20 protein-coding genes are annotated in these 21,949 nt (G+C 45.7%); 13 read left to right on the top strand and 7 right to left on the bottom strand.

What is annotated here, in order from left to right:
- Nucleotides 1–75 precede the first annotated feature (75 nt).
- From OO774_RS04535 to fecE, 3 genes are read left to right on the top strand one after another with little or no spacing between them, the layout of a single operon-like run.
- The gene (locus tag OO774_RS04535) at nucleotides 76–1,077 is read left to right on the top strand and encodes an iron chelate uptake ABC transporter family permease subunit (protein ID WP_264905080.1); all 1,002 of its coding nucleotides are present in this window, start codon (nucleotides 76–78) and stop codon (nucleotides 1,075–1,077) included.
- The gene (locus OO774_RS04530) at nucleotides 1,074–2,042 is read left to right on the top strand and encodes an iron chelate uptake ABC transporter family permease subunit (protein WP_264905079.1); all 969 of its coding nucleotides are present in this window, start codon (nucleotides 1,074–1,076) and stop codon (nucleotides 2,040–2,042) included. Before OO774_RS04535 ends, OO774_RS04530 begins: the two co-directional genes overlap by 4 nt.
- Complete coding sequence (gene fecE, locus OO774_RS04525) at nucleotides 2,042–2,806, top strand: Fe(3+) dicitrate ABC transporter ATP-binding protein FecE (protein WP_264905077.1); 765 nt, start codon at nucleotides 2,042–2,044, stop codon at nucleotides 2,804–2,806. The genes OO774_RS04530 and fecE overlap by 1 nt, the downstream gene beginning before the upstream one ends.
- A gap of 90 nt (nucleotides 2,807–2,896) precedes the next feature.
- Here fecE and OO774_RS04520 read toward each other — a convergent pair whose 3' ends face one another.
- Complete coding sequence (locus tag OO774_RS04520; RefSeq protein WP_264905076.1) at nucleotides 2,897–3,814, bottom strand: histone deacetylase; 918 nt, start codon at nucleotides 3,812–3,814, stop codon at nucleotides 2,897–2,899.
- Nucleotides 3,815–3,942: 128 nt separating this feature from the next.
- On the opposite strand from OO774_RS04520, the gene OO774_RS04515 reads away from it, so the two are divergent.
- Together OO774_RS04515 and OO774_RS04510 are read left to right on the top strand one after the other, a co-directional pair.
- The gene (locus tag OO774_RS04515) at nucleotides 3,943–4,632 is read left to right on the top strand and encodes an SDR family oxidoreductase (protein WP_264905074.1); all 690 of its coding nucleotides are present in this window, start codon (nucleotides 3,943–3,945) and stop codon (nucleotides 4,630–4,632) included.
- Nucleotides 4,633–4,774: 142 nt separating this feature from the next.
- Complete coding sequence (locus tag OO774_RS04510; protein WP_264905073.1) at nucleotides 4,775–4,981, top strand: hypothetical protein; 207 nt, start codon at nucleotides 4,775–4,777, stop codon at nucleotides 4,979–4,981.
- A 205-nt stretch (nucleotides 4,982–5,186) separates the two neighbouring features.
- On the opposite strand, the gene OO774_RS04505 is transcribed toward OO774_RS04510, so the two are convergent.
- From OO774_RS04505 to OO774_RS04495, 3 genes are all read right to left on the bottom strand, one after another.
- Nucleotides 5,187–7,151 (bottom strand): DNA topoisomerase III, encoded by a 1,965-nt coding sequence (locus OO774_RS04505; RefSeq protein ID WP_264905072.1) that lies wholly within the window; start codon nucleotides 7,149–7,151, stop codon nucleotides 5,187–5,189.
- Between the two features lie 100 nt (nucleotides 7,152–7,251).
- Nucleotides 7,252–7,800: an NAD(P)H nitroreductase gene (locus OO774_RS04500; RefSeq protein ID WP_264905070.1), complete on the bottom strand. Its 549-nt coding sequence runs from the start codon at nucleotides 7,798–7,800 to the stop codon at nucleotides 7,252–7,254.
- 186 nt (nucleotides 7,801–7,986) lie between these two features.
- The gene (locus tag OO774_RS04495) at nucleotides 7,987–9,999 is read right to left on the bottom strand and encodes an NADPH-dependent 2,4-dienoyl-CoA reductase (RefSeq protein WP_264905068.1); all 2,013 of its coding nucleotides are present in this window, start codon (nucleotides 9,997–9,999) and stop codon (nucleotides 7,987–7,989) included.
- Between the two features lie 225 nt (nucleotides 10,000–10,224).
- Between OO774_RS04495 and sppA the strand changes: the two genes are divergently transcribed.
- Complete coding sequence (gene sppA, locus OO774_RS04490) at nucleotides 10,225–12,075, top strand: signal peptide peptidase SppA (RefSeq protein ID WP_264906068.1); 1,851 nt, start codon at nucleotides 10,225–10,227, stop codon at nucleotides 12,073–12,075.
- A gap of 112 nt (nucleotides 12,076–12,187) precedes the next feature.
- Nucleotides 12,188–13,201, top strand: a complete 1,014-nt coding sequence (gene ansA / locus OO774_RS04485; RefSeq protein ID WP_264905066.1) for an asparaginase — start codon at nucleotides 12,188–12,190, stop codon at nucleotides 13,199–13,201.
- Between the two features lie 71 nt (nucleotides 13,202–13,272).
- Here the strand turns inward: ansA and OO774_RS04480 are convergent, their stop codons facing one another.
- Nucleotides 13,273–13,557, bottom strand: coding sequence for a DUF1315 family protein (locus OO774_RS04480; protein ID WP_264905064.1), 285 nt, complete (start codon nucleotides 13,555–13,557; stop codon nucleotides 13,273–13,275).
- A 99-nt stretch (nucleotides 13,558–13,656) separates the two neighbouring features.
- Here OO774_RS04480 and OO774_RS04475 point away from each other — a divergent pair, with 99 nt between their 5' ends.
- A complete protein-coding gene (locus OO774_RS04475) occupies nucleotides 13,657–14,478 on the top strand; it encodes a DUF2989 domain-containing protein (RefSeq protein WP_264905063.1) in 822 nt (273 codons plus the stop codon).
- Between the two features lie 99 nt (nucleotides 14,479–14,577).
- Here OO774_RS04475 and msrB read toward each other — a convergent pair whose 3' ends face one another.
- Nucleotides 14,578–14,988, bottom strand: coding sequence for a peptide-methionine (R)-S-oxide reductase MsrB (msrB, locus tag OO774_RS04470; protein WP_264905061.1), 411 nt, complete (start codon nucleotides 14,986–14,988; stop codon nucleotides 14,578–14,580).
- Between the two features lie 337 nt (nucleotides 14,989–15,325).
- On the opposite strand from msrB, the gene gap reads away from it, so the two are divergent.
- The 5 genes from gap (at nucleotide 15,326) to OO774_RS04445 (ending at nucleotide 20,025) form a co-directional block, all read left to right on the top strand.
- Nucleotides 15,326–16,321, top strand: a complete 996-nt coding sequence (gene gap, locus OO774_RS04465) for a type I glyceraldehyde-3-phosphate dehydrogenase (protein WP_014232584.1) — start codon at nucleotides 15,326–15,328, stop codon at nucleotides 16,319–16,321.
- Nucleotides 16,322–16,468: 147 nt separating this feature from the next.
- Complete coding sequence (locus OO774_RS04460; RefSeq protein WP_264905059.1) at nucleotides 16,469–17,353, top strand: D-hexose-6-phosphate mutarotase; 885 nt, start codon at nucleotides 16,469–16,471, stop codon at nucleotides 17,351–17,353.
- Nucleotides 17,354–17,538: 185 nt separating this feature from the next.
- The gene (rlmA, locus tag OO774_RS04455; protein WP_264905057.1) at nucleotides 17,539–18,363 is read left to right on the top strand and encodes a 23S rRNA (guanine(745)-N(1))-methyltransferase; all 825 of its coding nucleotides are present in this window, start codon (nucleotides 17,539–17,541) and stop codon (nucleotides 18,361–18,363) included.
- A 98-nt stretch (nucleotides 18,364–18,461) separates the two neighbouring features.
- Nucleotides 18,462–19,409 carry a ChaN family lipoprotein gene (locus OO774_RS04450; RefSeq protein ID WP_264905056.1) on the top strand — a complete coding sequence of 316 codons (948 nt, stop codon included), beginning with the start codon at nucleotides 18,462–18,464 and terminating at the stop codon, nucleotides 19,407–19,409.
- A gap of 256 nt (nucleotides 19,410–19,665) precedes the next feature.
- On the top strand, nucleotides 19,666–20,025 hold the full coding sequence (locus OO774_RS04445) for a hypothetical protein (protein WP_264905054.1): 360 nt from the start codon (nucleotides 19,666–19,668) through the stop codon (nucleotides 20,023–20,025).
- Between the two features lie 164 nt (nucleotides 20,026–20,189).
- Here the strand turns inward: OO774_RS04445 and OO774_RS04440 are convergent, their stop codons facing one another.
- Nucleotides 20,190–21,869, bottom strand: coding sequence for a mechanosensitive ion channel family protein (locus OO774_RS04440; protein WP_264905052.1), 1,680 nt, complete (start codon nucleotides 21,867–21,869; stop codon nucleotides 20,190–20,192).
- Nucleotides 21,870–21,949 lie beyond the last annotated feature (80 nt).

The raw sequence follows: 21,949 nt of genomic DNA, 5'->3' as shown, positions 1-21,949 counted from the left end.
TGGTTACACTAACTCAACTTTTGTTCCTTATGGCTTCTATCAACGTTTTAGCCTGAGAGTTTTACGTAGTAATCGATGCGAATTTTCACTTCCACTCTTTATCTCTGGGTACCTTTGACTTTGTTATCCATCATAGGAGCCTGTTACTCTCTTACCGCCTGGTCTAGTTTTCCGCTAACGATCTCTCATATTTACCAGTATCTGTTCGAATTTGATCCTATGAGTATGGAGCAACAAATCATTGCTTCGATTCGTATGCCCAGAGTATTGGCAGGTCTTTTGATTGGTGCGAATCTCGCCGTCGCAGGGTTAATGATGCAGGGGCTGACCAGAAACCCTCTCGCATCGCCTTCAATTTTAGGGATCAATGCAGGTGCGGCGTGTTTAATGGCGCTGGCAAGTATCGGCGCTCCTTTTTTAGAAACTATGCCGAGTGTATTATTAGCCTCAATTGGTGGCGTTCTCAGCGGAGCAGTCGTATTGACACTGGGTGGCTTCTTTTCTGCAAAGCCCCACCCTCTCAAGCTCGTCCTTGCAGGAATAGCTATCAATGCACTTCTTATCGGTGTGACCAGAGCAGCGGTAATACTGGCTGATGATAAAGCGTACTCCATCATCAGTTGGTTGGCTGGCTCTCTTTCTTCTGTCGAATGGCAACAATGGAATACACTATGGCCAACCAGCGTATTAGGATTGATTGTGTCTCTTTTTGTCGCGAGACAGCTTAATCTCCTTGCGCTGGGTTCAGACGTTGCCACCAGCCTGGGAATAAATATCAGACTTACTAGGGCACTGACTTATCTCGCCGTCGTTTTACTTACCGCTTCCAGCGTCGCAGTAGCGGGGCCAATCGGCTTCGTTGGTATGCTCGTCCCTCATATTGCAAAAAGATTTGTCGGTAACGACTTTATTACCCTCATCCCTGCGAGTGCTTTGCTTGGTGCAGCATTGATAGTTTGGGCTGATGCTTTGTCGCGAGCGATTGCTTTTCCTGCCGAAACTCCGGTGGGCGTGATTACGGCACTAATTGGAACACCTTGCTTTGTGTTTTTAGCCATGCGAAGTAAATCTTCATGAACAATATAAAACTCACTCTGCTCTCTTCTTCACTCCTGATTATCGCGATTCTCAGTCTGATCGTTGGTGCATCTGATATTTCGATAAAGCAGGTCTCAACTACTCTACTCCGCGGTGGGGAGTTTGATTTCATTATCAATCAATACCGGTTACCGCGTATATTCCTCGCTATCGGAGTTGGCGCTGGTCTGGGTTTATCTGGCATGTTGGTACAAGGCGTGATCCGAAATCCACTCGCATCGCCAGATTTAATGGGGATAAGTGCCGGCGCAGGATTAGCCGCAACCACCTTATTGGTGATGTTTCCGCAAGCCCCAACACACTACTTACCTCTGGCCGCTCTAGTCGGTGGTTTCACTGCCGCCGGAATGATTCTGCTCGTCAGCTACAAAATACAGCCAACCGCGGCAAGACTGGCGTTAATCGGTATCGCGATCAGCGCGTTTCTATCCAGCTTTATTGATTTTTTGATGGTGGTACACCCGATAGAGATCAACACAGCCATGGTTTGGTTGACGGGTAGCTTGTGGGGAAGAAACTGGGAGCAAGTCCCTTTTATATGGATAACGCTCGCTATCACGGTTCCGTTTTCCTGCTGGTTAGCCTGGCGATTGGATGTAATGGGGCTGGGAGAAGATAGCGCGACCTCACTTGGTATTAAACCACAGCGCATCAAATTACTCTCACTGATTAGTGCCGTTGTTCTTGCCAGCGTCAGCGTGTCTGTATGTGGCACGATTAGCTTTGTTGGATTACTGGCACCGCATTTAGCAAGAATGCTATTTGGTCATAATCATAAATTGCTTGTGCCAAGCGCTGCCTTGCTTGGCGCACTGATGGTATTGGTATCAGACACGTTAGCGAGGGGAATACACCCCCCTCTGGAGCTTCCAGCCGGCGTATTAACGTCTTTAATTGGCGCACCATACTTCATTTTCTTATTGCAACGCTACAAGGGGTGGTGATGATAGCTGCAAACAATTTAAACGTTTCTTATGGTGACAAAATCATTATTGAAGCGCTCAACCTCACGCTACCAAAAGGCAAAATCACCGCGCTTATCGGTCCAAATGGTTGTGGTAAATCAACCTTATTAAAAACCCTGGCTCGAATTAATATACCAACCAAAGGTGAGGTTTTGCTGAATGGAAAGGCATTGAAATCATACCGTGACAAACACCTGGCACAAGAGATGTCATTATTGCCTCAGGTATTAGAAACGCCTGAGGGTATAACAGTACGACGCCTGGTTGAATACGGTCGCTCACCTTACCTTTCTCACTGGGGGAAATTGGGCGAGCATGATAAGAAGATGGTCGCCAGTGCAATGCGAGAAACAGGCGTTGATGACTTGGCAGAACAAACGGTTGAATCGTTATCCGGAGGCCAAAGACAAAGAGCCTGGATAGCCATGATTCTGGCGCAAGACACCAATATCGTTATGCTTGATGAGCCCACGACCTACCTGGACCTATCGCACCAGATTGAGCTGATGAAAATCATGCGCGAGATGAACAACAGAGGAAAAACGGTGATCGTTGTATTACACGACTTGAATCAGGCATGTCGCTACTGTGATCACTTAGTTGTGCTCAAAAAAGGCCAGCTGATTGCTCAAGGCTCGCCGGATGACGTTTTCACTGAAACCCTGCTTAAGGACGTGTTCTCTCTTGATGCGCGAGTAATTCAGGACCCTGTCGCTAATACGCCTATGTGTATCGCCCATTAAGAATCGTGAAGCGGGACTGCAGGTTTGATTTCTCTCTTATCCTGATGCCTCACTACGATCATGATAAGAGAAAACAACGTGCTTAAACCGTTAGCCAAAAACTTCCAAACTCGCCTGAATCAAATTCATATGAATCGGCACAAGATCTTCATGATTACTTCGGTAGCCACCACCCACTACTGCTGCTACGGGAATACCGCGCTCTTTCATTAACTGCATCAAAAAGCGATCACGCTCTAGTATGCCTTGCGTAGACACATCAAAATAACCAAGCTCGTCATCAATATGTATATCAACACCAGCATCATAAATCACCATGTCAGGACGATGCAGATTGAGCGCCATTTGCACCACTTCTTTAAATGTCATTAAGAAGGTTTCATCATTGGTTCCCCTCACCAAAGGAACATCCAGATCAGACTCAGGCTTTCTCGCCGGGAAGTTTTTATCGCAGTGGAAAGAGAGCGTGACAATATCAGGCTCATCTTGGCAGAGCGTTGCCGTACCATCACCGTGGTGTACATCACTATCAATGATTAAGACTTTATCGACATCGTCGTGATCCAACATATGCTTTGCTGCTATCACAAGATCGTTAAACAGACAGAACCCACTGCCGAAGTCTCTGTGAGCATGATGATATCCACCACTCAAATGCAAAGCCACACCGTGTTCCAGCGCTTTCTCCGCCGTCATCAACGTACCAGCCGCAGAAGTCAGTGTTCTGGTGATCAGTGCCTCACTCCAGGGAAACCCAATACGGCGCATTTTAGCCGCCGGCATCGTACCGCTGACCAATAAATCCACATATTCGGCCTCATGCACTCGCTTAATCTCTGCTACAGAAAGCGCCGCAGGCTCGAAAAACTGCACTCGCTCTTGGCATTTTTCGTTCTCTAGCTTTCCTTGAACCGCCTCATAGAGATATTGATACTTCATGATTGGGTAACGGTGCCCTTCAGGCAAAGCAAGTTTTGAATATATCGGGTGATAAATAAGTGGCAGCATGGAAGGTTCTTTTTAACAATTGTGGCGAAATAGTACCAAGTTCAACCATTGAATAAAATGCCATTTCACTGCTAAGGTTTGAAGAGCTAAAACAATAACTCGATAACAAATAGGGATAAGGGAATCAGATGAGTTCTACCGTTTTTATTACTGGTGCAAATCGCGGTATCGGCCTGAGTTTAACTAAGCTCTATCTCGACAATGGCTGGCAAGTACATGCGACTACTCGGAACTTAGCGAACAGCGACGAATTAGTCAGTTTAAGCAACCAGCACTTCTCTTTAACGCTTCATGAACTCGATGTCACCAACTACAAGCAGGTAGCGCAACTCGCGAAGAACCTGCCTGCTATCGACCTGTTAATAAACAACGCGGGTTACTACGGTCCTAAAGGTTATGGGTTTGGAAATACCGATGTGGATGAGTGGCGTAAAGTTCTTGAAATCAACACCATTGCGCCACTCAAATTAGTCGAAACACTCTACCCATTGCTGCAACAGGGCCAAATGAAGAAGATCGCCTGCATCTCATCTAAAGTCGGCAGCATGACCGAGAATACCTCAGGTGGTGGTTATATTTATCGTTCATCTAAAGCCGCGCTTAACTCGGTGGTAAAAAGCTTAAGCAACGACTTAACCGACCGAGGGTTCACGGTTCTAGCTCTTCATCCAGGCTGGGTGCGCACAGCGATGGGCGGGCCAAATGCATTAATTGACGCTGAATTCTCAGCGGCAGGGCTCGCTAAAGTTATTGAGGAAAGCACACAAGAGAATTCCGGACATTTTATTAATTACGATGGAACCGAGCTACCTTGGTAGGCCACATAGCTATAAGTGCTTTGGCAGTGAATCGTTCATAAGTCGGAAAAAATAATATGCAAATATTTGATTAACAAAACTTGAATTTCATGATATGCAATCCAGACTTAGTGGAGTTATCAAACCACTAAGGAGAGTTACAATGGCTGCAGATAAAGATCTGGTTAATTTCAGTGAAGAGCATGAACTCAACCATTGCTTAAGAAGCACAGGTAAACGTCAAACCCAAGCAAACAGAGACGCGCTTGTTAACTTGGGTAAGCAAGTCAAACAAGAACTCGGCAAGCGTGTTCTGACCCAAGATGATGTTAAAGGCGCGATCGATAAAAATGGCGGCTTGTTTGAGTAGTCACGTTTAATACGAAAGCGGCACTGTTGATCATTGCAATGCCGCTCGATTAACCCCTCCCGTCATCCTGAACAGCGACGAAGGAGCGTGATTCAGGATCTTCTCTCCGAGCGCTGAATTGCTAAGTCGAGTACTAGGATAATAGATTCCTAGTCTCGCTCTGGCTCGCTGGAATGACCGTAGAGTGAAAGTGCCGCTTGTTTTTTTAAGATGACTTCCGTTTTGCTGGACCAGACTTAGCACCACTGCCCTTCGAATAACTGCGCTTCCTACGCTTAAACGCCGGGCGCTCGACTTTAGGTAAATGACGTAAAGATTCAGGAATCGGTCCTGATTTAACCTCCCCCATCAGGCTATCTATTCTTTGCTCCAACGCTTGCATAAACGGCTGATAGGCTTGATTCTTCTCTGCCATCCCTTGCAATTGGAATTCCCAGTGCGCCGTCATATCCGGATAAGTCGCGTCTTGGGGAAGTGCATGAACCAAACCTCGGCCAGCTGGTGAACTTAAAATCGATTTGCCTTGACGAGTCAGAAGCTGGCGCTTGAAGAGTGTATCGAGAATACCAGCACGCGTAGCTTCGGTTCCAAGGCCATCCGTATCACGTAGAATCTTCTTCAACTCTTTATCAGCAACATAGCGGGCTATTCCCGTCATCGCCTGCAACAGGGTCGCTTCGGTGAAGTGTTTTGGTGGCTCGGTCTTGCGATCTTTTATTTCCCCTTCCCGACAAGTGAGCACCGTGCCTTCTGCTAAAGGTGGCACGGCATCAATCCCATCGTCTTCTTTGTCAGTTTTACCCATCAAAGCTTTCCAGCCCGGAGAGACAAGCTGACGACCTTTGGCAATAAAAGTGCCTCCAGCGATATCAAACACCAGCTTCGCTTCAGCGTATATGGCCGCGGGATAAAACTGCATCAGATATTGACGAGCAATGAGTTGATACACCTTCATCTCATTGCCGGATAACGAATTCACATTAGCTTGCTTAGGCGTAGGAATGATCGCGTGGTGCGCATCCACTTTTTTGTCGTTCCATGCTTTCGATTTAATCGACAAATCCGCGTCCTGAACGGCACTTTGCAGCTCTTTGGCATTGTTGGCAATTGCAGAAGTGACTGAACCCGCTTGTGCATAGTGCTCCATCGGCAGGTAATGGCAATCCGAACGTGGGTAAGTGATCAGCTTATGCTTTTCATACAATGCCTGACAGGTATCCAAGACTTGCTGGGCACTCATGCCATAACGTTTTGCCGCATCAATCTGCAATGCAGACAAAGAATAAGGTAAAGGGGCAGATTGCTTGGTTTGTTTTTGCTCAGACTCTTTCACCGTGGCGGGTTGGTTCTTGATACGAGCAGCAACATTCTCCACCAGCTTTCGGTTCAGAACTCGCCCTTCCTCATCTTGCCAAGGTTTGCACGCTTCGCTTGGTTTCCACCTCGCACGAATGTCAAATGCGCCGTTTTGATCTTGGTATGGGATAAGAGCATGCAGGGTGAAGTAGTCTTTAGGGATAAAGTTTTCGATTTCTTCATCGCGACGAACCACCAACCCAAGCACTGGCGTTTGTACTCGCCCGACCGATAACACGCCTTGATAACCCGCTTTTTGCCCCAGCAAGGTATAAGCACGAGACATATTCATGCCATAGAGCCAATCCGCTCTCGAACGAGCCAGTGCAGAAACAGAAAGCGGGATAAAATCACGATTGCTGCGCATTGAACTCAGCGCTCGTTTTACTGCTGGTAAGTTCAAGTCTGAAATCAGTAGCCGTTGAGTCGCTTGTTTTTTGATTTTAGACAGCTTGCAGTAATCAAGCACTTCATCCACCAAGAGTTGACCTTCACGGTCCGGGTCGCCAGCATGAATGACTTCTGTCGCCTCTTTTAACAATTTACGAATCACCGTCAATTGCTTACTGGCGCTCTTCCTTGGCCTTAACTGCCACTGCTCAGGAACGATAGGCAGATCTGCCATATTCCATTTTTTGTAGCGTTCGTCATAAGCGTCTGGCTCTACCTGCTCTAATAAATGACCGATACACCAAGTCACCACGTCTCCATTGCCACAGCGAATGAAGCCTTGGTCTTTCTTTTGAGGGTTAGGAAGTGCAGCAGCAATCGCGCGGCCTAAACTTGGTTTTTCAGCAATAAACAGACGAGACATAAGCTTTGGAAAGTAATAATAATTAGGGCCACATTATCGAATGTAGCCCTAATAAATCAAGAAAAACTGTATAGATAGACAGTAAGAATGTGGTTAGCGTTTATTGAAACTCAACAAACTTCGACAGGTCACGCTCTGGCACTTTCATGGGGGTGCCAACTGGAGAACCCAAGTAAAGGAAACCGACGATTTCATCTTCCCCTTCCAGGCCAAACGCTTTATGCACTTCAGGGTGGAACATCCATGGTCCTGAGCGCCAGAAGCCCTGGAAGCCCTGCGCAACTGCGGCCATTTGCATTGCTTGAACGGCACAACCTGCTGACAGGTACTGCTCAAGTGCAGGCACTTTTTCATGCGGCGTCACTTTTGCAATAACCGTGATGACCATTGGTGCTCGGAATGGGGCATTTTTCAGCTTCTCAACTACCGCTTCTTCACTGTTGTCTGCTAGTGCGGCTTTAACCAAAATATCAGACAGTCTATTCAGCCCATTACCTTGCGAAATCACAAAGCGCCAAGGCGTTAAACCAGCATGGTCAGGCGCGCGCAGGCCAGCGCGTATGATATTTTCCAACACTTTACCTTCTGGTGCTGGCGCGGATAACTTGCCGACAGAACGGCGGTTAAGCAAAAGATCGAGAGCTTCCATGAACTGGTCCTTATTGAATCTAACTTGCATTTAGTCTGCTGGTCACTTTAGCACAATCTAGCCCACTGAATAACAACCTGTTTTTTGGGGATTATACCTAACCCACAAAATGCCTGTTCCAGTCGAATAGAAACCAAAAAAGCCGCGCACAATGCGCAGCTTTTCATACCTATTTGTGAATGCCTTTTATAGCTTCACTGCAAGCTTCACACCCTGACGGATTGCTCGTACCGCATCCAGCTCACCAGCGTGGTCGGCACCACCAATAATGTGTAGCTTATCACCTAGCTGAGACCATTTATCTTCGAACGGACGAACCGACTCCTGACCTGCACAGATAACCACTTTATCTGCATTCAACACTTGTGATTTACCATCAACCTGAATGTGTAATCCACGATCATCGATTTTTTGGTAAGAAACGCCACCGAGAAGATGAACGCCGCGTTTTTCCAGAGTACGTTTATGGATCCAGCCCGTTGTTTTACCCGGACCTTTACCCACTTGTCCTTGGCGACGTTGTAGTACCCACACCTCTTTGTCGCTCACTGAGTCAGGGAAAGGATACAAACCACCTGGTTGAGAAATCTCTTTATCAATACCCCACTCGTGTAGCCAATCATCCAAAGTATGATCGACAGGCTCCGTAATCATGGTTGCAATATCAACACCGATACCACCTGCACCAACGATTGCGACTTTCTCACCAACAGGTGTCTTTTCACGAATCAAGGTCTGGTAATCCACGACTTTCTCTGGATTATCAATGCCTTCAATGGCAACTTTACGTGGCTCTACGCCTGATGCCATCACAATTTCATCGTACTCGGTGAGTAGGTCGAAGTTCGCTTCAGTAGAAAGATGCAGATTGACACCTGTCTCATCAAGACGGTTGGCAAAGTAGCGAATCGTCTCACGGAATTCTTCTTTACCCGGGATCTGCATTGCTAGGCGGAATTGTCCACCAATGCGATCATTCTTCTCGAACAAATCGACTTTGTGGCCACGCTCTGCCAATGTCGTCGCACATGCAAGGCCAGCAGGACCCGCACCTACTACGGCGATGTTCTTTTTCTTCAGTACTGGCTCAACGACAATTTCAGTTTCATAGCACGCTAATGGGTTAACCAAGCAGCTTGCACGCTTGCCCTTAAATACGTTGTCGAGACAAGCTTGGTTACAGCCAATACAGGTATTGATGAACTGCGCCTTCTCTTGTTCAGCTTTCGCCACAAAATAAGGATCAGCCAAGAATGGTCGAGCCATAGAGACCATATCTGCATGCCCAGACGAGAGAATACGCTCTGCTTCTTCTGGGGTATTAATACGGTTACAGGTGATGATAGGTACAGAAACGTGCGGCTTCACTTTCTCGGTTACCCAAGTAAACGCGCCACGCGGAACTTGTGTCGCGATAGTTGGAACGCGAGCTTCGTGCCAGCCAATACCGGTGTTAATGATGGTTACGCCAGACTCTTCAAGTGCTTTTGCCAGCTCAATCACATCTTCAAACGTGCTGCCTTGTTCGACTAGGTCCAGCATAGAAAGACGGAAAATAATGATGAACTTATCACCCACCGCTTCACGTACCGCTTTAACTATCTCAATAGGGAAACGCATACGCTTTTTATAGCTGCCGCCCCACTCGTCGTAACGCATGTTGGTGCGTTTACACAGGAACTGGTTAATCAGGTAACCTTCTGAACCCATCAGCTCTACACCGTCATAGCCTGCGATCTGAGCCAGCTCGGCACTTTTAGCAAAATCTGCAATGGTGCTCTTAATTTGACGCTCACTCATTTCACTAGGTGCAAACTTAGAAATCGGCGCTTTGATACCCGATGCACTTTGCGCTAAAGGATGCATGGCATAACGGCCTGCGTGCAGGATTTGCAGAGCAATTTTGCTGCCGTGTTTATGGACGGCTTCAGTAACGACTTTGTGCGCTTCTGCATGTTTAGGCTTGCTGAACTCTGCGCTCAGAGGGTGTAGTCGACCACGAAGGTTGGGAGAGAACCCCCCTGTAACAATCAATCCAACGCCACCTTTCGCGCGTTCTTCATAAAACGCAGCCAGCTTTTGCAAGCCTTCTTTGTCCTCTTCTAAACCGGTATGCATTGATCCCATCAGAACGCGGTTACGTATTTTGGTAAATCCGAGGTCCAATGGTTTTAATAAGTTTGGGTACAGTGCAGACATTACTCAACATCCATTGTTATTATCTTGTGAAATAATATTACTTTTCGATAACAACAAAATCAAACAGGTGTTTACATTTTTGTAATGGCGATCAATCTAACGCTAAAATATGCCAATTGTGCAAGGAGCGTGATAAGCTAAAAACACGTTATATTTTGAGATCTTAGAGATAAGAACCCATAATTTGGTAAAATTACGAATTGATTATCTCGTGATGGAGACATGATGAAAAAACTCTTCAAGTTTATTGGTTTGATATTTAAAGGCATATGGAAAGGCATCACCTTTGTCAGGCTCGCTCTGGCAAACCTGCTTTTCCTCCTGATGATCGCCGTTTTTTACTTTGCGTTTACCTACACTGGAGAAGGTCGACCTGTTGTAGAGAAAGAGTCTGCGCTTGTCATGAATCTATCCGGTCCAATCGTCGAGCAACGACGTTATGCGAACCCGATGGATTCCTTTACGGGCTCATTGCTTGGTAAAGAGATGCCAAAAGAAAACGTCTTGTTCGATATCGTTGATACCATTCGCTACGCCAAAGATGACCCTAAAATTACTGGGCTAGTCTTATCTCTACGTGACATGCCGGAAACGAACTTAACCAAGTTACGCTATATCGCAAAAGCACTCAACGAGTTCAAAACGTCGGGTAAACCGATTTATGCGGTCAGCGACTTCTACAATCAAAGCCAGTATTACCTCGCCAGTTACGCCGACAAAGTGTATCTGGGGAAAGATGGCGGAGTCCTGATTAAAGGCTACAGCGCTTACTCGATGTACTATAAATCGCTGTTAGAAAAACTGGATGTGTCCACACATGTGTTCCGTGTTGGTACTTATAAGTCGGCAATAGAACCATTTACCCGCGACGACATGTCTGATGCAGCGGAAGAGTCGGCAACGCGCTGGATCACTCAGCTGTGGAGTGCCTATGTCGATGATGTCGCAACCAACCGTAAAATTGATGCTAAAGTTCTCAACCCAACCATGGACGAGCTGTTAGCAGAAATGCGTTCTGTTAATGGCGATATTGCAAAACTGTCGCTTAAATTAGGCTTGGTCGACCAACTGGCAACTCGTCAGGACATTCGCACCCTATTCGCCAAAGAATTTGGTAGTGACGGTAAAGACAGTTATAACGCAGTCAGCTATTACGATTATCAAGCAACCATGCACCCTGACTACAGTACATCAGAAGATGACATCGCGGTCGTCGTTGCGAGCGGTGCAATCATGGATGGGCAACAACCGAGAGGTACTGTTGGCGGTGATACGGTGGCAAGTCTTCTTCGTCAGGCTCGTAACGACAAGAATGTTAAAGCGGTCGTGCTTCGCGTCAACAGCCCAGGTGGCAGCGCCTTTGCATCGGAAGTGATTCGTAACGAAGTCTCCGCGTTAAAGCAAGCAGGTAAACCCGTTGTGGTATCAATGTCTAGCTTAGCGGCGTCAGGCGGTTACTGGATTTCTATGAGTGCAGATAAAATTGTCGCTCAGCCAACGACACTGACTGGCTCTATCGGTATCTTTAGCGTGATTACCACCTTTGAAAAAGGCTTCAGCAAGCTAGGCATCCATACTGACGGTGTTGGTACGTCTCCATTCTCTGGTGACGGACTGTCAACGGGTCTGTCAGAAGGCGCATCGCAAGCGATCCAAATGTCAATTGAACACGGCTACCAGCGCTTTATTTCTCTGGTCGGTGATAACCGTGGGATGACTGTTGAGGAGGTCGACAATGTGGCTCAAGGTCGCGTATGGACAGGTCAGGATGCCATGTCCTATGGTTTGGTAGACCAAATGGGTGACTTTGACGATGCGATCGATTTAGCAGCGCAGCTGGCAAATGTCACGGATTACAACCTCTACTGGGTTGAAGAACCACTTTCACCAGCGGAGATATTCCTCGACGAATTCATGAATAACGTCAAAGTTTCGCTTGGTATTGATGTAACAAGTATGTTGCCGCAAAGCTTGCAGCCTGTTGCTCAGCAGCTAAAACAAGATGCAAGCGTGCTACAGAGTTTTAATGACCCAAGAGGTCAATACGCTTTCTGTTTGAATTGCCAAGTTCAATAGCCTTGCTTAACTAGTCAAAAAAGGGGCATATCTTAGTGATATTCCCCTTTTTATTACCCATCAATTCGTTATAATCCGCGCACTGCTCCCCTACATGAAAGTAAATAGAACGATGACTAGAAAACACATCTATATCGCTTATACCGGTGGCACCATCGGTATGCAAAAGTCAGATCACGGTTATGTGCCTATCGCTGGCTTTATGGAGAAGCAATTAGCAGCAATGCCAGAGTTTCATCGTCCAGAGATGCCGGACTACACCATCCACGAATACGATCCGCTAATCGATTCATCAGACATGACTCCTGCCGATTGGCAACAAATTGCTGATGATATTCGTGATAACTACGACAAGTACGATGGTTTCGTTATTCTGCATGGTACAGACACCATGGCTTATACCGCGTCTGCCCTGTCTTTCATGCTGGAAAACCTTGGCAAGCCAGTGATTGTGACTGGTTCTCAAATCCCATTAGCAGAGCTGCGCTCTGATGGCCAGGCAAACCTGTTAAACGCACTGCATATCGCGGCTAACTTCCCGATCAACGAGGTAACGTTGTTCTTCAACAATCAGTTGATGCGTGGTAACCGCAGCACGAAATCACATGCTGATGGCTTCAATGCCTTCACTTCGCCAAACCTGGCTCCTTTGTTGGAAGCGGGAATCAATATTCAGATTAGCAATAACGTGACAGTTGGTGCTCAGCCTGAAGGCGAATTTAAAGTACACAACATTACACCTCAGCCGATTGGGGTTATTACCATGTACCCTGGCATTTCTCATGAAGTGATTCGCAACACGTTACTTCAGCCGGTTAACGCGATGATTCTGCTAACGTTTGGCGTAGGTAATGCACCACAGAACCCAGAACTACTTGGTCATCTAAAAGAAGCATCTGAACGTGGCGTTATTGTGGTTAACTTAACCCAATGTCTGGCGGGTAAAGTTAACATGGGTGGTTACGCGACCGGTTGTGCGCTGGCTGATGCTGGCGTGATCAGTGGCTTTGACATGACGCCTGAAGCGGCACTAGCCAAGCTGCATTACCTGCTAAGCCAGAACCTCTCTTACGAAGAAGTAAAAGACAAAATGCAGCAAGTATTGCGCGGTGAAATGAGCCTATAAAAGCTTAATGCGCAGCACTTAAAGTCTAAAAAGCCCATTGATTACACTGGGCTTTTTAGATGTCGAACGTATCAATCGAAGTTTGGATTTACCCTGACGATATCGCTCTTTTCGTTATTGAACTGCTTTTTTAATTCTTGCTTAGACTTCAAACTGATTTCACCACCTGCAGCAACAGTCATATGCTGAGCATCAGTATTATGTTTTGATTGATACAACATCACAGCTTGCATACACGAATCTCGCTGCTCTCTAGAAAGTGTTGTACCCTCTGGCCATCTTCCAGTCTCCACTGCATATACCAAGCGATCGTAAACTTCTGGAGTCATCGCTTTTAATAATTGTTCTGTGTCCATAGTGTACCTTCTTATTACATTCTGTTCAGAACATAGCGGGTTAAGAATTGGAGTCAAGAACACAAAAATGAATTGGTGTAACGGATCACAGGCAAAACCATGAAAACAACGTACTGGTTGCTGGCAAGCGTCGCTACTCTAACTATCACCGGTTGCTTTGAACGTAACGTAACCACGGAACAACTGTGCAAAAATAACCCAGAACTGCGCTGCGAAAATCTAAACATGGGTGACGGACAGTGCCGCATCCCGCGCACCAACTTAATATGGCATCGTTATGAGCAGTTCAAGCACCCAAGCGAAGAAAAACAGATAAAAGAATACGGCATCGTCGCCGAATACAGAAAGTGCTTGGAGTTAGCATCTCAGATCGCTCCAATTGACCAAAGCGAGCTAAGAGCACAACGCTTTAGTGCATTAGTACACAGTATCGATGAACTGGAACGTATCGTTAGCGAGTTAAAGGTATCGGCAAAACCAGAGACCTTATATTTCCTTTGGTCCCAAACCGGAGATAATCAGGCACAACGCCAGTTTTTACAAATGGAAGGGTCGCCCGGGTTAAACACGGCAGACATGCAATACGCCCTAGCCACGTTCTATGCCAATAGAGACACAGCTAAAACACTCACCTTACTGAATAATGCATTGCGCTTGTCGAACGAGGACAATCTGAATCCTGTCATTCTCAAATCACTGGCAAGTATTCATCAAGGTTTAGGGGAGAAAAAACGCGCCTATTTATGGGCGATGGTAGCCAAAAGGTTTGATGTGCCAATAGCTGACGAAAAGCAGCTAAAGCGCATGTTCGACTTCAATGATCCAGACCAAAATCAAAAACTGGACGACCTGGCAAAGTCGATCGCGAACAACATTGAACAGGGAAGTTACTCTCCCAATTTGATTCCCGCTGATATTTAAAAAACTCCCGCAAGTCGGGAGTTTTTTATTCATTCAGTGTTTATATGTTCACCGATACAGTTCTGAAAGGATGAAACACTCTTAACTGCAATTTTGTTACTAATCTTCAGATTTGTTGAAAATTAACGACACTGAATTGACACAGTAACGCTCGCCTGTTGTTTGGGGTCCGTCTTCAAAAACGTGCCCCAGATGACTATCACATGTCGCACAGCGAATTTCAGTACGCACCATTCCGTGACTCAGATCATCTAAATAGCGTATCGCTTGGTCATTAACTGGCGCATCAAAACTCGGCCATCCACAGCCTGAGTCGTACTTGTTATCAGAGACAAAAAGAGGGGTATTACAGCAGGTACAGCTATATATACCAGTTTCCTTATTATGCAATAACTTACCACTGAACGGTGGCTCAGTTCCCTGCTCTCTACAAACACGAAACTCTTCATCAGATAGACGCTCACGCCAATATTCATCGGACTTCGTCACTTTTCCTCCGCTTTGTTCCACTAATTTTAGATCCTTATTTCCTGTTTTTCGCAATGACTTTTTTAGCAAAAAACTTGATTCTCGTAACAGTTGTAGCACATACTTTCTCACCAGGACACCATGTGTAATTAATTTGATACGAGCACTAATCTCGCAGGTTATATTACGCCAACTGAGCTAGAGTAAAAGCAGTAAAAAGTTTAAAAAACGAACATTTGCAAAGAATTGTTAAAAAAAGCGTCGCTTTTTTTTGACTTTAAACAAGTTAAGTCCGATTATCTGTTGCAGATGTTTACTGGATTCTGTAATTTTACTACCAGTTATCTTTAATCAGAAATTAAGTTGTGGAGCAACTATAATGACTATCAAAGTAGGTATTAACGGTTTTGGCCGTATCGGCCGTTTCGTTTTCCGTGCAGCGCAAGAGCGTAACGACATCGAAGTTGTAGGTATTAACGACCTTATCGACGTAGATTACATGGCATACATGCTTAAGTACGACTCAACTCACGGCCGTTTCAACGGTACTGTTGAAGTTGAAGGCGGTAACCTAATCGTTAACGGCAAAACAGTACGTGTAACTGCAGAGCGCAACCCTGAAGACCTTAAGTGGGACGAAATCGGTGTTGACGTTGTAGCTGAAGCAACTGGTCTTTTCCTAACTGACGAGACTGCACGTAAGCACATCACTGCTGGCGCGAAAAAAGTTGTACTAACTGGTCCTTCAAAAGACGCAACTCCAATGTTCGTTAACGGCGTAAACTTCGACACTTACGCTGGTCAAGACATCGTTTCTAACGCTTCTTGTACTACTAACTGTCTAGCACCTATCGCTAAAGTTCTTAACGACAAGTTCGGTATCGAATCTGGTCTTATGACTACAGTTCACGCTACAACAGCAACTCAAAAAACTGTTGACGGTCCTTCTGCTAAAGACTGGCGTGGTGGTCGTGGTGCTTCTCAAAACATCATCCCATCTTCAACTGGTGCTGCTAAAGCTGTAGGCGTTGTACTTCCAGAAGTAAACGGCAAGCTAACTGGTATGGCTTTCCGCGTACCAACTGCTAACGTTTCTGTAGTTGACCTAACAGTTAACCTAGTAAACGGCGCATCTTACGAAGCTATCTGTGCAGCAATGAAAGAAGCTTCTGAAGGCGAACTAAAAGGCGTTCTAGGCTACACTGAAGATGCAGTAGTATCTCAAGACTTCATCGGTGAAGTTTGCACTTCTGTATTCGATGCTAAAGCTGGTATCGCTCTAACTGACAAATTCGTTAAAGTTGTATCTTGGTACGACAACGAAATCGGTTACTCAAACAAAGTTCTAGACCTAATCGCACACATCTCTAAGTAATTAGAAACAGTGATTAGCTCTTAACTGAGTTGAAAAGAGGCGGCTTGATAGTCGCCTTTTTTGTATCTGGAATTTGAGGTTGGTATTTGAGTGTGAAGCGTTCGTCAACTAAATACTCACCTCTCCCAGCGATAGGAAAATAATCAGATGGATTTAAATACCTTCCCTGCCCTAACCGTCCTTTCAGACAATGTCACCGTAGTAGAAGTTGATCAGGTCAAAGTTGTTCGCATCATTCACGATAAAGCAACCGCTGGTATCGCTTTGCACGGTGGCCATGTGGTGTCATATAAACCACAAGGTCAGGAAGATCTAATTTGGATGAGTGAAAAAGCAGTATTCGATGGCAAAGCCGCTTTGCGTGGTGGTATTCCTGTGTGTTGGCCATGGTTTGGTCGCATTGCAGCACCGGCTCATGGTTTTGCGCGCACTACAGAATGGGAACTGATAGAACACCGTGAAAATGAAAATGGTGTGATTATCGAACTTGCGTTGTTCCCAAGCGAAGAAACCCACCAAATTTGGCCTCATATGTTTGAAGCTCGCCTTTTGGTAGAAGTCGGCGATGAGCTGAAAGTGACACTGAAAGTGCTGAATATCGATGACGAGGCATGGACATTCTCTGGCGCATTGCATACTTACCTTAACGTTGGCGATGTTTTACAAGCTCAAACTTCAGGCATGGGTAGCGAGTACATCGACAGCTTGAAAGGCAACGAGGTATGTCAAGGTGGTGCAGTCCTGCAATTAACCGACACTATAGACCGCGTATACACGCAGCCTGAAGCGCAGATCTTAGTCAAAGACCCCGTATTAGGACGCACTCTGAGCGTAGAAAACCATGGTCACAACTCGGCAGTACTATGGAACCCTTGGGCAGAAGGTGCTCAGTCAATGGGAGACATGGCTGATAATGGTTATGAAACCATGCTATGCGTCGAATCCGCGCTGCATGCTTCCAGCCTTGATCAAGGCAAAACCTTGCAGCCAGGTGAAAGCTACGAATTGGTTACCGTTGTTTCCGCACAATAACAACATCAAAGCCGGTTTACGCCGGCTTATAATTCCAGGTAACCCTTTATCGTCCAGTTCCCCCCCTGTTATTTATGTTCTCTAGTTCTAACTAGCGCTCTGCAAAGCTGTTTAGCGGTTTTTGTTTCACTTAAAGTCGTGCTTTTTGATAGAATTTGTCGCCCTACTTTCAGCTCGAGATCGTCATGAACTATCAATGCCCTCTATGTCACCTACCTCTTACGTTAAGCGTAAAAACGTTTAAGTGTGAAAATAATCATCAATTCGACATGGCAAAAGAAGGCTACGTTAATCTGATGCCAGCCCATCATAAACGTTCTAAAGATCCCGGCGATAACAAAGAAATGATGCAAGCGCGCCGTCGCTTTCTGGAAGGAAAATATTACGACCCGATGCGCCAAGAAGTCGCCCGAATTTGTACTGAGTACACCAAAGGAACCACGTATCAATTATTGGATATTGGCTGTGGCGAAGGCTATTACACCGATCAGGTGCAAAAATCATTGCAGACGCAAGATGAACAAGCCGTCACCTATGGTTTAGATATTTCAAAAATAGCGATTCGCTATGCGGCTAAGCGCTACCCAGATTGTCATTTTAGTGTCGCATCAAGCCATAGACTTCCATTCGCAGATCAATCTTTGGATGCAGTCCTGCGAATCTACGCGCCATGTAAAGCCGAAGAGCTTAAACGGGTAGTAAAAGACAGTGGTGTCGTGATTACCGTTACGCCAGCAGGCAGACATCTTTACCAGCTTCGTGAACGAATTTACCAAGACGTTCGTCTCCACGATGAAACGCCTGAAACCATCGACGGCTACGAACTAGAACAGCAACACCAGCTTAACTACGTGATGGACTTAAAAGACGGCGACGCATTTGACCTACTGCAAATGACACCATTCGCCTGGAAAGCGGCTGACGAACTCCGAGAAGAATTAAAATCCGCTACACTTTTCCAATGTGAGGCCGATTTTATGGTGCGAGTCTATCGCAAATCCACGCATTGATAACGCTCTATCGCAGCGCAAGTGAACATAGCACTCGTTGACTTAAATTGATCTTGTCGCCTCCACAAATATCTCTGGGACATTTTTGGAGGCTTCCCATGCGCTTTTCTATCTTAGGTTTTGCGGTTGCAACTTTGCTGACAGGTTGTATCTCGACTACAGCAACAACGTCTGCTCCCATTTCAGCAGACGTAAGCAGCTTTTACGATTATCAGCTTCACTCCCCATCAGGTACCCCAGTGACCATCACTCACCTGACATCTGAGTTACGACAAGCCGATGTGCTGTTGATCGGTGAATGGCACACCCATGCAGGTATCCACCGTTTCCAGACAGACATGCTCAAGCAATTATCCAAAGGACAACGCCCCGTTGCCCTTTCAATGGAGCAAATTACCCGCGATAAGCAAAACGTGCTAGATGAGTATTTAAGTGACCAGATCGGTGAGCAATTCTTCATCCAACAAAGCAATGCCTGGCCAAATTATGAGAGTGACTATCGTCCTCTTATCGAATTTGCTAAGCGTGCTGATATTGCGGTTATTGCAGCTAACGCCCCAAAAAAGATTGTACGTTGCATAGGACGCCAAGGTATCGACTATCTCAATAAGCTCGACAGTAAAGAACGTCGTTTTGTCGCGGAGACCATCAATACCAATGACAGTTTGTACAAAGAAAAGTTTATGGCCTCAATGCATCACGGCGAGTCAGCGCAAACAGAAAAACAGTACGCTGCGCAAATAACCTGGGATGAGACCATGGCCGAGTCCATCGTGAACTACCTGGACAAACATCAGGGTTCTCAAGTTGTGCATGTGGCAGGAAATTTCCACATCGAAGGCGGATTAGGCACAGCCACTTCGATTTTAAACCGCAATCCAAATTTAAAGGTGGTGATCATCACACCAACCCCAGAAGTTACCTCTGATAGCACCGACTACCAACTCGAAGTGTTAGCGCCGCCTATTCGCTACGTACAGGATAGCAATCGTATGCAAGCGTTTAGTCACCTCATTATGCGCAACACTGATCTTGAGTGCCAATAAACGGCTGACGATCTTTCGCTCGCAAATCGCATTGTCATTGTTCATTCTCTTTGGTGTAACTACAGGCTATCCAGAACGTGAATTGAATTATATCGGTCTGTTTTTTGCTTTAGTCTCTGGGTATTTATAACAAGCGGCAAAAACAGGCCTGTTTTTTATTTGAACGATTTAAGAATTGCCCTGCGTTGCCGATATAGTCAATAACTGCTTTTTACCCACACTCAATGATCGAGTGTCGATTTTCAAGGAGTATGCGATGAATCCAGTAGGAAGCAATCAAGTTAATACCTACGCTAATTTGCAGCCCACTGTGTCTTCAACAACAAAAGCCACAGAAGACATAAATGCGTCACCGTTAAAAGTGGAACAAAACAAAGTGACACTTTCTTCTGAGGGGAAGGCGCTGCTTACCGCGTTACAAGAAATCGACCACGAAAGTAAAAAAGCGGCAGCGGAAAATAAGACTGTTGGTGAAAAAGTAGAATCATTTACCCATGGCGCTTTGGGGATGGACCGTCCTGATAAAATCGAGGAAGAGGAAGACAGCTCCTACTCTGCGGGGCAATATCTCTCTGCCGCGCTGAGTGTAGGTGGCATTCTCCTCGCACTTGCATAATAGCCCAATGACAAAACGTAGATTGGTATAATCTCTAACCTGTGCAACTTTTTGTTTTTCAAGGCTTCGACAATCACCTTCGAGCAAATACTTGAAACACGCTACCCGATAGAAACAAAAAGCACTCAACAATGTGAGTGCTTTTCCAAATAGAGGACGAGTAATTAAGCGTCTTTTTTCTCAACCATATGCAAATGTACATCCTGTTGAGGGAATGGGATAGAGATACCTTCACGATCAAAACGAAGCTTCACTTCCTTGGTTACATCCCAGTACACATCCCAATAGTCGTCTGTTTTCACCCAAGGACGAACAATGAAATCCACCGAAGAAGTATTCAGCGTATGCACTTTGATATTTGGCTCAGGAGTGCGCAGTACTGATGGATGAGAAGTAATGATATCCGTGAGTACCGATTCTGCCTTTAGCAAATCATCAGCGTAACCAATACCAAAAACCATATCCACACGACGAATGCGCTCATGTGTCACGTTTTTAATCACATCACCCCAAATTTTACTGTTCGGTACAATGATTATCTGGTTGTCGAAGGTGCGGATAGTGGTATTTACCAAGCTCATATGACTGACTTTACCGTCCACACCACCCGCATAAACGAAGTCACCGACATCAAATGGGCGGTAGATTAAAAGCATCATACCTGCCGCGAAGTTGGATAAGGTATCTTGCAACGCAAAACCAATGATCACACCAGCAATACCGAAACCGGTTAGGATTGGCGCTAGGTTGAGGCCAATCTGCGATAGACCGACCATTATCCCAATCACCCACACAAATTTACCGGACATCGAAATAAAGAAATCCTGCATCAAATGGGAGAGCTTTAAGTTTTTAGAGGCAACCGCCTTGCGCATGACTTTGCGGGTAATTTTCGCTAATGCACGAGCAATTGCCAAAATTAATACAAAAATAAACAGTTGAAAAAGGTGCTGTGGTGCATTTCCAGCTAACCAGTCCACTGCTGAGTTAGACCAGTGACTGACGATTGACCAGACAACTTTGCTATTCAGTAAATCATGCGTAATACTGCCGGTAACTTCGAATATTTGACGCTTGTACTCAGAGGTTTCAATACCAACCTTGTCACCAATTGACATCAAGTTGCGTAGACTTTCTGTTGCAATCTCCAGCCTTTGCTTGACGATCATCTGGCTCAGTTGCTGGGCGGCTTTTTCCGACTCTGGGCTAGAAGAAAGTTGTCCACCAATGATTTCACTCTGCTGACTCAAGTACTGCACGGATGCCGACAACATTCGAATACGCTTATTTACGTTTTCTTTAAATTCTGTTTCAGCCCGCTTATTCTGTTCACCCAGTTGCTCTAACCAAACTAAGTTTTGCCAGCTCGCCTCAAATATCACGTCTAGATAGTGCTGTACTTCACGGTAGTCATTAATGATCGACAGCTTTTCCTCATCTTTAGCCGCGTTCAGATTTTCTGTTGCTAACTTCGTTTTCGATGCCAGATAGAGCGTTGCATCTTCCGTGTACTTTATTTGCGTTTTGACTAATTTGATCAGCTTGTCGTGCGGGATAGATTCTTTTTCAATAGCAGCCGCCAACTGAGCGCGTAGTTGTTGGTTTTTTTGAAAAAGTTGCAACTGAAGCGCATCACGCTCATCACCATTGGTTTGAGTTAAGCTTTGCGATAAATCGATGATATCGATGTTTAAGTTATCAATGGATGCTTCTGCCGCCGATACGGCAGGTGCTTCTTTTTTCTCAGCAGCGTTGACTAAAACAGGATTCATCATCGCGATGAAAAGAAAAAGTAACGTAAACCAAGGTGTCAGGCGATTTTTCAGCGGGAAACTAAACGTCATTTTTACCTCGTAAAAACTGGAATCGATCAGAAACGGAAGCAGGCGAGAACATCACCTTTGTTTATTCTATATCATGCAAA

The sequence above is a fragment of the Vibrio sp. STUT-A11 genome, assembly GCF_026000435.1.
GTDB lineage: Bacteria > Pseudomonadota > Gammaproteobacteria > Enterobacterales > Vibrionaceae > Vibrio.
The sequence above is the reverse complement of the archived record's forward strand: the minus strand, read 5'-3'. Positions and strand labels throughout refer to the sequence as shown.